The organism is Flavobacterium sp. 90, assembly GCF_004339525.1.
Classification (GTDB): domain Bacteria; phylum Bacteroidota; class Bacteroidia; order Flavobacteriales; family Flavobacteriaceae; genus Flavobacterium.
On record NZ_SMGE01000001.1, the window covers coordinates 3,596,113 to 3,608,381 of the forward strand.

8 protein-coding genes are annotated in these 12,269 nt (G+C 33.9%); 2 read left to right on the plus strand and 6 right to left on the minus strand.

Translation table 11 applies throughout. The features are described from left to right. Positions 1-85: 85 nt before the first annotated feature. The 6 genes from C8C83_RS15130 to C8C83_RS15155 all read right to left on the minus strand — a co-directional run bounded on the left by C8C83_RS15130 (position 86) and on the right by C8C83_RS15155 (position 7,570). Positions 86-1,333, minus strand: coding sequence for a glycosyl hydrolase (locus tag C8C83_RS15130; protein ID WP_132011801.1), 1,248 nt, complete (start codon positions 1,331-1,333; stop codon positions 86-88). A gap of 8 nt (positions 1,334-1,341) precedes the next feature. Continuing rightward, entirely contained in the window at positions 1,342-2,367 is a 1,026-nt protein-coding gene (locus C8C83_RS15135; protein WP_158598157.1) for a carbohydrate binding domain-containing protein, read from the minus strand. A gap of 50 nt (positions 2,368-2,417) precedes the next feature. Continuing rightward, positions 2,418-3,608 (minus strand): AGE family epimerase/isomerase, encoded by a 1,191-nt coding sequence (locus tag C8C83_RS15140; RefSeq protein WP_121329270.1) that lies wholly within the window; start codon positions 3,606-3,608, stop codon positions 2,418-2,420. Between the two features lie 6 nt (positions 3,609-3,614). Further along, positions 3,615-4,805: a glycosidase gene (locus tag C8C83_RS15145; protein ID WP_121329271.1), complete on the minus strand. Its 1,191-nt coding sequence runs from the start codon at positions 4,803-4,805 to the stop codon at positions 3,615-3,617. 28 nt (positions 4,806-4,833) lie between these two features. After that, on the minus strand, positions 4,834-6,225 hold the full coding sequence (locus C8C83_RS15150) for an MFS transporter (protein WP_121329272.1): 1,392 nt from the start codon (positions 6,223-6,225) through the stop codon (positions 4,834-4,836). A gap of 208 nt (positions 6,226-6,433) precedes the next feature. Further along, positions 6,434-7,570 (minus strand): glycosyl hydrolase, encoded by a 1,137-nt coding sequence (locus C8C83_RS15155; RefSeq protein ID WP_121329273.1) that lies wholly within the window; start codon positions 7,568-7,570, stop codon positions 6,434-6,436. Between the two features lie 304 nt (positions 7,571-7,874). Between C8C83_RS15155 and C8C83_RS15160 the strand changes: the two genes are divergently transcribed. Together C8C83_RS15160 and C8C83_RS15165 are read left to right on the plus strand one after the other, a co-directional pair. Further along, on the plus strand, positions 7,875-8,753 hold the full coding sequence (locus C8C83_RS15160) for an AraC family transcriptional regulator (protein WP_121329274.1): 879 nt from the start codon (positions 7,875-7,877) through the stop codon (positions 8,751-8,753). A gap of 315 nt (positions 8,754-9,068) precedes the next feature. Beyond that, positions 9,069-12,266 carry a TonB-dependent receptor gene (locus C8C83_RS15165; protein ID WP_121329275.1) on the plus strand — a complete coding sequence of 1,066 codons (3,198 nt, stop codon included), beginning with the start codon at positions 9,069-9,071 and terminating at the stop codon, positions 12,264-12,266. Positions 12,267-12,269: the final 3 nt, after the last annotated feature.

Consider the following 12,269-nt stretch of genomic DNA (forward strand, 5'->3'; position numbering starts at 1 on the left):
ATTTCTCCTTGCGTCGAAATGACAAAAAAACCGCGTAAACCTGTTTAAATCTGTTCAAATCCGTGTGCCATTTTAACGATAACCGTTACTTTGGTAATTCATACATCTTAGGCAAAGTATTCAATAATGCCGATTTTGGTTTTGTAGCAAATGTTTTAAAATCTGTCGCATTCGATACAGAACCATTCGGAACAAAATATCCGTCTTTAACATTGTTCCAGAACATTACATAACTAATCGATATCGTCGAATCATATCCTTGAGTATTGCTTATTGCGCCATATAAATAATTCGAAAACCAATCTGTAACGGGAGATTTTGTTGCCGTAACCTGATATCCCGTTTCTGTCAATGCTGCGATTTTTACTTTACTGGCTGCCAGACTTCCAATCATTATTAGTTTTGCATTTGCTTTAGTAGCGCCAGTTTGACCTTGATTATCAAAATCACCATAATTATCCATTCCAAGAACGTCGACATATTTATCTCCGGGATATCTGCTTAAATAATTATCTGCGGTTGTATAAGAGTTGTCAGGCGAAAAAGCATACAAAACGTTATGAACACCTTTTGTGTTTTTTAAATAATCAACCGTAAATTGATACACTTTTTTATAATCATCGGCAGAACAAAAATTAGCGCCCCACCAAAACCAGCTTCCGTCAAACTCATGAAACGGTCTGAAAATTACTGGAATCAATTCGCCATTTGCACCTTTTAAACTTAAGAATACACTTGCAACTTTGTCCAGTTTTTTCTTGTACCATTCGTTGTTTGCTCCACCAGGTAGAATACTTTTAAAAGCTGTTGCTTTTTGGCTGTCAGTCATATCTGATGCATAAAAAGAATCTTCCTTATTAGGTTCTCTTAAATGCCACGAAAAAGTATTGATTATACCTTTCGCGTAAGCACTTTTTACATTACTAATTGTATTTAATTCTTGTTGATAAAACCAATTATCTGCTTGATTATTGTTGTTTTTGTCAGTAATAAATATAAAGTCAGAACCTAAAAGAGCAGGATCAGAACCTGTATTTTTTTTTATATCCGAGTCTCCGCCATTATCCTGATAAAAACCACTAAAAGCATCTTGTTGTCCGATTGCGATTTTAGTTTTTGCCAGTTTTTTTAAGTTATAAAATAAAGCTACAGTTTCTTTGGTAGCACTTGGATCGACCATGTATGTGGTAGCGTTTTGTGTCGTCAACGGATCTGTTTCTGCAGGCGGATTACTGATTACTTCATCTTGTGATCCATTATTATCACTAGAACAACTTGTCAGGGCTAAAACCGAGAGACTTATAAATGCTATTTTGAGAAATGTAGTTTTCATTTTAAATTTTATTTAGAGAGTTTTACCTCAATGTTATCAGCTAATAATGTTCCCGTACAGTTGCTTAATGCAATCATGATTCGGTATTGTAAAGCTCCTTGCGGAATTGTAAATGATTTTTGAAATGATGTCCAGTCTGTAGTTCCTGTTACAGCCGCAATTACTTGGTCTTCTGATGCTTTTTGATTATTATCTTTTTTGAATTCAATAATTAGCATACCGTTATTCCAGCTGTCTTTGCCTTGTTGAATGTCTTTTGCTTTTAGCCAGCCTGAAATTTCAATTGTTTTGTCGTTTGCGTTAATATCAGCAATTTGATCAATAGATTTCCATTCGGCTGTTTTTGATGTTATTTCTGATGCTGCATTTCCTTCTTTTTTATCTGTAGTTGAAATTAACCCGGATCCATTCCATGAAGAAAGGTTATTTTCAAAATTTCCGTTTGAAAATGTTTTTAAACCTGAATCGCTTTTTGGACTTTCAGTACTTACAGCAATTGGATTTTGTTTTAGATATTCTTCTTCAGAAATTGTAATTGCTTTTACATCATCAAAATAAATAGAACCATTTGTTTGTGCTAATGCCAGCATGATTCTGATCTTTTTTGCATCGGCAGGAACTTTAATTGTTTTTTTATAATTTGTCCAGGCTGTAGTTCCTTTAACTTGTGCGATATTTTCGGAGGTAATTTTCTTTTCAGATCCGTCTGTAAATTCGGCAATCATAGCGCCGGCTTTATAAGCTTCTTTTTGATCTTCAATACTTTCTGTTTTTATCCAAACACTAAATTCTACAGCATAGGTATTTTTAGGAAGCGAAACAATTTGATCAAGAGCTTTCCATTCGGCTCCAACGAATTGATTGATTAAGGCACTTTTTTGTCCAAATTTTTTATCATATGGAGAAATTGACGCAATTTCTTCTCCGCGCCAATTTATGAGCTCACTTTCGAATCCGCCATTTTTGATCAGGTTGGTCTGAGCGTTTGTTATTGTAGTTAGAAAAAGTAAACTAAAAAAAAGGAATTGTTTCATAATCATTATTTTTTAATACAATAAATTTACTTTTGAAAACGCGGGAATATTTAGTTTTCTATTCTATGAATGAGCTCTAAACAAGCGCGGCCATTATGATACGGGCATTTCCAGAAACCTGCTTTGTCTTTCTCAAGTCGGGAATTATCAAGATTAATTCCCCAAAACCATTCTCCGTTTTGTTTGTCTAAAATGTGTTTTTGTATGAATTCCCAGTTTTTGTACACAATGTTCAGATACTTTTGATCTCCGGTTAATTGATACGCATTATAAAAACCAATTAAAGCTTCGGCTTGAACCCACCAATGTTTTTCGGCAATTAATTCGTTCTTTTCAGGATCAAGTTCATACCATAATCCGCCATCAGAATCTAAACCTTCCTGTGTAACATTGGCCATTTGAATGGCGTGTTTTTTATAAGTGGCAATTAAATTTCCATCTTCAGATATTTCGGCACATTGTAACAAAAGCCAAGCTGCTTCGATATCATGACCATAAGAGATTACGTCTGGTTTTTCGATCCAGTTTTCATCAAAAAACAATCGTAAATGTCCTGTTTCTGTATTGATGAAATGGTTTTCTATTGTCTCTAATAACTCGATTATATCGCTTTGTAATTTTTTATCTTTCCAGACTTTAAACAAATTTGCATATGCTTCAACAATGTGCAAATGTGTGTTCATTGTCTTTTTTTCGTTGGCATCTTTATCGCTCAAACGTAAATCTTCAATAGGTTGCCAATCGCGGGTTAAAGCTTCAAAATAACCTTTATTTACAGGATCGTAGCTGTGTTTTTGTATTTGTGAATATAAATTTATGGCTATTTCTAAAGCTTTATTGTCTTTAGAAATAGCATAATATTCAGATAAACCATAAATCGCAAAAGCTAAAGCATAGATTTGATTTTTAGTATCTTTTGGTGTTTTATCAGCGTTGATACTCCAAAATAAACCTCCAAATTCAGGATCATAAAAATTATCCGAAAGAAAATCAAAAGCACGTTTGGCGATTGTTTTATGACTTTCATTTTTTGTGACTTTATAACTTGAAGAAAAAGTCCATAAAATTCTGGCATTCAAAACAGAACCTTTTTCAGTATTGGCAATTATATGATCGTTGAAATCAATCTGACCAATAAAACCTCCATTTTGATTGTCTAAAGTATGTTGTGACCAATAGTTCAAAATTGAATCAAGTTCAGTCGATAATTCTGCTTTAAGCTGTTTTAATTTTTGTGACACGATGTATTAAATTGTGTTGTTTTTTTCGATTTGGCTAATGATTGTTTTTACTGATCCTGCAGAAATAAAAGTATCCGAAGGCGCATTTGTAACATAATCAACTAGTTTTTCTACAGATGAAACTGCAACGTGCATTCTGGTGTCAGATGAAGCATAATATACATAAACGGTTCCGTCATTGTCTTCGATCCATCCGTTTGAGAATAAAACATTCGATACATCGCCAACTCTTTCAATTCCTTCAGGACCCATAAAATGTCCTGCCGGAACGTGCGTAACTTTCGAAATATCATTCAAATCTGTCATGAACATATAAAGTGTGTAGCGTAATCCTGCGGCAGTATTTCGAACTCCGTGTGCAAGATGCAACCAGCCTTTTTCGGTTTTAATTGGAGCTGGACCAAGACCATTTTTTAATTCATAAATGGTATGATATTGTTTCCCGAAGATAATTTTTTCGTCTTTTACAACTGGATTTGTCATGTCATCTACATATCCTAAACCAATTCCACCACCGGCTCCAACATCAATAAATCCATCTTGTGGACGCGTGTATAAGGCATATTTTCCGTCTACAAATTCCGGATGCAAAACTACATTGCGTTGTTGTCCTGTATTTGAAATTAAATCCGGTAATCTTTCCCAGTGAATTAAATCTTTAGAACGAACGATTCCGGCATTGGCTACAGCCGAACTTGTATCGCCTTTTGGAGCTTTTGGATCTTTTCTTTCGGTACAAAAAATTCCGTAAACCCAGCCGTCTTCATGGTTGATTAAACGCATGTCATAAACGTTTGTGTCAGGTTCTGAGGTTTGTGGAATCACGCATGGTTTCTCCCAAAACTTGAAATTATCAACACCGTTTGGACTTTCCGCTATAGCGAAAAAAGATTTTCTGTCAATTCCTTCTACACGAACGGCAAGGATATATTTTCCGTTCCATTTCATTGCGCCAGCGTTAAATGCTGCGTTCATTCCGATTCTTTCCTGCAAAAACGGATTTGTTCTTTCGTTGAGATCAAAACGCCAGTTCAAAGGCACGTGAGCTGCTGTAACAACCGGGTTTTTGTAGCGTTCGTAAATGCCGTTTCCAGCTTGATCTTGTGGAGCATTTTTTTGCTCAACCAATGTTCTATGTTCTTTTTCTAATGCTACTTTTCTATCTTGAAATATAGCCGAAGAGGTTATTGTTGTCATATGATTTGATTTCAGTATCTGTATGGGTTTAATTGTTCTGGTCTCGTTTTTCGTCTAAATCTTGTTCGATTATTTGAAGTTTTTCTTCAGATAATGGATAGAATAAGATAAAAACGACTGATATAATTGCTGCAATGGCAGGAAGAATACTTAACATTAATTGAATTCCGTTTTGAGTTACGGCAGTTTGCTCGACATTTGCCTGAAAACCATAATAGCCTAAAAGCCATCCGGTTCCTGCGCCACCAATTGTCCATCCAAATTTTTGTGACATTGACGAAGCTGAGAAAACTAATCCTGTTGCTCTTCGTCCTTGTTTCCATTCTGAATAATCGGCGCTATCTGCATACATTGACCAGATTAATGGGAAAATGCAACCGGCACAAATACTGATTAAAACCTGGAAAATCAGGATTAACATAATATCTTCTTTCCCGAAGAAATAGAAAACCAAACTCAATATTGCGGCTAATGCCATTGCACCAAAAAAGGTTTTCTTTTTTCCGATTCTGTTTGCGATTGGTGTCGCGGCGATAACTCCAATAATATTTGCAGCTTGTCCCAAAACCAAATAAATAGAAGTTGGCGTCATGTGAAAATCTGTTCCAAAAAGCGAAAAATCAAAATTTACGCTACTGCTTACGTAATATTTAAAGTAATAAACGGCTGCACCATCGCGGATTGAATTAAATACTAAAGCGCCAATTCCGGCACCTAATAAAATCCACCATGGTTTATTTTTTAATAAATCTTTTAGATCTTCTTTTAGATTGTTTTTTTCGTCAGAAATTGGTTTTACTCTTTCTTTTGTAAAGAAAAAACAACCCCAGAAAAAAGCTGTTGTAATTACTCCAAAAACGGAAATTGTTGCCAACCAACCTGTTTTAGAATTCAGGCTTCCGCCGAAGTAATTTACTAATGGTTCAATTAACCAAAGTGCCAAAAGACTTCCGCCAAAAGCAAAAACCATTCTATAAGAGGATAATGTGGTTCTTTCTTTTCGGTCAGAAGACATAACGCCTAAAAGTGATGCATACGGTACATTGATTAACGAATAGATCATCATCATCGCAGAATAGGTTACGTAGGCGTATATTATTTTTCCTTTTTCGTCAAAATCTGGTGTGTAAAAAGTCAAAACTCCAATAACGGCAAAAGGTATAGCAACCCATAATAAATAGGGTCTGAATTTTCCCCATTTACTTTTTGTTCGGTCAGCGATGATTCCTACGATTGGGTCAAAACAAGAATCCCAGATTCTGGTAATCAAAAACATGGTTCCAACTATGGCTGGCGCCAAACCGAAAACATCGGTGTAGAAAAATAGAAGATACATGCTGAAAATTTTCCAGAACATAGACGATGCGGCGTCTCCAAGGCCGTAACCTATTTTTTCTTTTAAACTAATTTTGTCGTGCATTAGGTTTTTGTGGTTTTGTTTGGTTAAATATTTTAATGTTTCTGTGTGTTGTTTTTGACGCGGATAAAACGGATTTACTTCGTAAAAACGCGGATAAAAACAGATTTTATTTTTTAATTCTTTTTTAGGCTTAAAATCGATCTCTCTATGTGTTGAATTTTTAGCACGCAGATGACGCGGATTTAAACGGATTTTTAATTTTTAATTCTCAATTTTTAATTTTTTTGATGTCTTTTTCAAATAGCGTTTTATCAAGTTTATAAAAATCAACAAAATCTTTCTCGCTTACCTGACCGGAATATGGAGCATAATAATGCATCTTTTTTTCTTTTTCCTGCCAGCCGTGATTTCTCCATAATAAAACATAAGAAATTTTATAATCTCCAATAGCTTTGTCAAGAGTTCCTGTCCACCATTTTGGGTCTGGAATTGCTTCATAACCTGCTTCGGCTATCGCTATTAATTTATGTTGTTTTGCGCCAAGTTCATTTATGATTTTAAGCTGACTTTGAACTTCTTCGATAAACTTTTTGCCTTCTTTATCATCATTATTCTGATAAGAATCAAAACTTAAAACGTCGGCATAATTATCACCGGGATAATTGGATAAAAAATCTTCTTCTGTTTTGAAACTTCCTGTATTGTATATGTATATTAGGTTGTGAACGCCTTTTTTCTGTAAATAATCAAAGGTGAATTTCCATAATGTTTTAAATTCGTCGGGAGTACAATTTCCTTTTCCCCACCAAAACCAACCTCCGGTAAGTTCGTGATAAGGTCTGAAAAGAACGGGAATATTTTTTCCTTTTTTATCTTTTAAAGACAATAGATAATTGGCCGCTTTGTCTAACCAAACAGTGAATTTTTGATGATTTTCTCCTCCTGGTAAAACCGTTTTCAGCGAATTTGGAACATTATCCCAAGCACTTTTTCCAGTTGCAGGATTATCAAAATGCCAGCTTATAGTTGTGATTCCGCCTCGCTCGTGGCTTTCTTCGATATATTGTTTCATTTTCGAAAAAGGAATTCCATCTATATTATTCGGACTGTCTTTTTCTAAACCTGCCAAATCCCAGCCATAAACGGCAGGATAATCTCCAACGACATCTTTTACGTCGCTGCGACCGTCTTCGTATTTCCAGTTTACACCATATGCAAGATCGTCCTGATGTCCAAACATATATCCTTTTTGGCTCAATTTGACTAGTTTTTTATATAACGAAACAGTCTCAGGTGTTGCTTTTTTATCTGAAAGTGACAAATTAGTATTACTACTAATAGGTTTTGCAGAACAAGAAGTTCCTATAAATACTGCTGTGATTAGTGTTATTATGTTTTTTCTCATTATGAATGTGCTCGTTTTCAGTGCGATAATTATGGTTTTGCGAATTGTTGAAACGGTTTTGAAATGTCGGATTTTTCAATCGAGAATTCAATACTGTTTTTCGACTAAAATTATTAAAACTATAAAAACATATTACATTAAAAATGATTAATGTTTAATATCAATGTTGTTTTTGTAAAATTGATAATTCTATTTTTCAAAGATAATCGGATGTTTATCGCATAATTAATATTATTTTATCAATTATATATCATATTATTGCAAATGAAAAAAATCAAATATCACTTTCTAAATCGTTTTAAAGATGAGTAGTTCTAAAAATTTTTATAGAGAAATCGCTCCGCTATCAAGTGGAGATAGTTTTTTAGTGTTTGATAGAGTAAAAGACAGTTTTGATTTTCCGGTGCATTATCACCCGGAATTTGAGATTAATTTTATTTTAAATGGAAAAGGAGTTAAGCGGGTCGTGGGAGATAATATAGAAGAAATCGACAATGTCGAATTGGTTTTGATTGGGCCAAATTTATACCACGGTTGGGAATTAAATAAATGTACAAGTAAAAAAATCCATGAAATAACAATTCAGTTTCATAATGATTTATTTCATGAATCTTTATTGTCAAGACGAATTATGAATCCGATCAGAGATATGTTTAATCGTTCGATTCACGGTATTTTATTTTCGAAAAAAGTAGCCGATGAATTAACGCCAAGACTTGTAAGGCTCTCTAAACTTGATGGTATGGATTATTTTTTGGAAATCACATCTTTATTATATGATTTAGCAAATTCCAGAAACCAACGTTTGCTTTCGACTTATACAGTAGATTATGATACGTTTGATGATTATGATAAAATGAAGCTGGTTTATGAATACGTGCAGAAACATTTTGCTGAAAAAATCACTTTAGAAGATGTAGCAAATGTTGCGAGTATGTCTATTATTTCTTTTAACCGATTTATTAAAAAGCGTACCGGGAAAACTTTTGTCAATTATATTAATGATATCCGAATTGGATATGCCGCGCGGTGGCTTGTTGAGAAGGATATGAGTGTTTCTGAGGTGGCTTTTAAATCTGGCTTTAATAATATTGCAAACTTTAATCGTAGCTTTAAGGCTATAAAAAATTGTACTCCTAGTCAATATAGAGAAGATTTTTCTGGATTAAAACGTATTTTGTAGTGATACTTTTTTTGCATAAACAAATATTATTTTTAACGAAATCGTTTGATTTTTAAGGAATCGTTAATTTTAATTTATAATTCATAGTAGTTTATAGTATGGTGATTGCGAATAATGTAATTTTTTACTGCTTTTATTTTTATATATGTTTTTTTAAAGCGCTATAGTAAAAATATTATCATTAAATGATATAATACTATCGATTTGATGTTTTCTTGTGTTATAGATTTGTTAAATAATTTGAGAGAATAATTAAATCCTTTTTTATGACTTGAATTATGAATAAAACAAATTTAAACTAACCAAACATTTATTATGAAAAAACTACTGACTAACTTTATTCATTGGAATGCGAACCACAGCGCAGTTCCTTTGATTTTATTTTTGTTGCTGATCAGCAATTCCATTACGGCACAGGTTAAAGTAACTGGAACTGTAGCTGATGATAAAGGATTGTCTATTCCTGGAGCAAATATTACAGTTGTTGGACTAAAAACAACTACTTCTACAGATTTTGACGGAAAGTATACAATTGATGTTCCTGCAAATGCAACTTTAGTATTTACATTTATAGGTTTTAATCCTCAAAAAATAGCTGTCGATGGAAAAAGGATTATTAATGTCGTTTTAAAATCGAATGTTGAGGACTTAAAAGATGTTGTAGTAATTGGATACGGAACTCAAAAAAGGAAAGATGTAAACAGTGCTATTTCTAGTATTGGTGCAAAAGATATCGAGAACTTAAAGGTTGCTTCGTTTGACCAAATGATGCAAGGTAAAGCTGCCGGAGTTGTGGTAAACAGCAATTCTGGTGAGCCAGGAAGTAACGTTTCTGTTAGAATTAGAGGTGTTTCGTCTTTAACAGGTACAAACGAACCTTTGTATGTAATTGATGGTGTGCCAATTTCAGGAGATGCTCGTAACTCGTCTACTTCGGGAAGAAATGCACAGGGAAATAGTAACTTTTCGAATAATGGAAACATTACACAAAGTCCTTTAGCGCTTATTAATCCTAGTGATATTGAGTCTATTGATATTTTAAAAGATGCTTCTGCTACTGCTATTTATGGTTCTCGTGGAGCAAATGGAGTTGTGATTGTTACTACAAAATCAGGTAAAAAAGGAACTGGAAAATTAACTTTCGAAAATTCATATTCGATAAGCAATTTGCCTAAAAAGCTACATTCTATGAATTTGCAGCAATATGCGATTCATCAAAATGCTTTGGCTGATGTTTATGATCCTACATCAAAACGTCCTGAATTTGCTCATCCTGAACTTTTAGGAAAAGGGACAGATTGGCAGGATGCGATTTACCAAACTGGAATTATGAAATCAAACCAGTTATCGTTTTCAGGCGGTAAAGAAGGAATCAATTATTACCTTTCAGGAGGGGTTTTAGACCAGGATGGTATTGTAATTGAATCTGGATTTAAAAGATATAATGTTAGAGCTAACATCGATGCAAGAGTAAATAAATTTATTAAAGTTGGTGTTAATATTAGTGGTGCTCTTACAGATGAAAAATTGACATTAAACGGTCAGTTTAACGGAGTTGTTGCGACTTCTTTATTAGCAACTCCTGACGTTGCGGTAAGAGAATTATCAGGTGCTTTTTCAGGACCGCCATCTGGAGGTAATACTTCATTTGTGAATCCGGTTGCGACTTCTTTATTAGGTTCTAATACTTTGGTAAGAAAAAATTACTCTGGAAATTTCTATACTCAAATAGATTTATTCAAAGGTTTAGAATATCGTTTTGAAGCGGGTGGATATATGTATGACAATTTAGGGCAACGTTTTGATCCTATGTATTCTTTAGGAAATGCGGTTAAAAGTTTTGCTAACTTGTATTACAATCCATCTTCAGGAAATTCATGGAACTTAAAAAACATGCTTACTTACAGAAATACTATTGGTAAACATAATTTTACAATCCTGGCTGTGCAAGAAGCAAACAGAGCACACTGGGAAGGGTATTCGATAACTGCAGAAGGATATAAAGATAATAACGATAAATCTCTTGCAGCATCAGATTTGCCAAAAGCGGTAACAAGTGGTGTATATTCCGGAACTCAAACGCTTGCTTCTTATTTAGGAAGGGTGGTTTATGATTATGGCGATAAGTATAGTGTTTCTGCTGCAGTTAGAACTGATGGATCTTCAAAGTTTTTCTACGGAAATAAATGGGGAGTTTTTAGCTCTGCAAGTGGTTCTTGGAAACTTTCTAACGAGTCTTTCATGGAAGGGACTAAAAAATATGTTGACAATATTAAATTAAGAGTAGGTTGGGGACAAACAGGAAACAATCAAATTGGAAACAATTTATATGATTCAAACCTGCATTTGGTAAACAGTACTATGGGAACGTCTTATTTGCCATCAAATACGCCGAATCAAAAGTTGAAATGGGAAACTCAGGATCAGACGAACTTAGGTCTTGACTTTACAATGTTTAAATCTAAACTTACGGCTTCTGTAGATGTGTATAAAAAAGTTTCTAAAAACTTCTTGTATCAGGTTCCTTTGCCAAACTACCTTTCTGGTGGTGGTGATTATGAAGGTGGAGTGAATCCTCCATACTTTAATCTTGGAAGTATGCATAATAAAGGTATTGAGGTTACGCTTGGTTACACAGAGAAATTCTCAGATAATTTTTCTTGGAACAGTAGTTTGAACCTTACTAAATATGTAAATGAGGTTACTAATATGGCTGGATTAAATATTGTGAAAACAATGGGAACTCTTGCTTATAATACTGTAACGGTATCCAGAACTCAGGAAGGTTTGCCAATTGGTGAATTTATTGGATACGAAGCTGTAGGTATTTACAGAACAGACGATGATTTGACTAAATATGGTCATACTGATGCTTCCGGTAATAAAGTGGTTTTGAAAAACGGAACGAACTCGTTAATGCCAAATTTCGCAAAAGGTGACGTGATTTATAAAGATCAAAATAATGATGGTGTTATTGACCAAAATGACTTGAAAGCGATTGGAAATCCAAATCCAAAATTTACTTATGGATTCACAAACAGCTTCAAATACAAAAATGTTGATTTGTCTATTTTCGTTCAGGGAACAGCAGGAAACAAATTAATGAACTTAACTCGTATGTCAGGAACATTAAATAGTAATTTGGGAACTAATTATTTGACAGAAGCGGCAGATTTTTACTCAGCATCAAATATTAATGGTTCTTTACCAAGACCATCAACTTATGATAATGTCAATAATGCAGTATCAACACGTTTTATAGAAGATGGATCTTATTTAAGAATTCAAAACGTAACTTTAGGGTATTCTTTACCATCTGATTTGATTTCGCAATTAAAATTGTCAAGATTGAGAATTTATGCTTCGGGACAAAACTTATTCACTTTTACAAAATACACAGGTTATGATCCTGAGGTAGGTTCTTATAACCAGGACGCTTTGTTATCAGGAGTTGATAATGGTCGTTATCCGGTGCCTAGACAAATTACTTTTGGTTTTAACGTTGAATTTTAATAC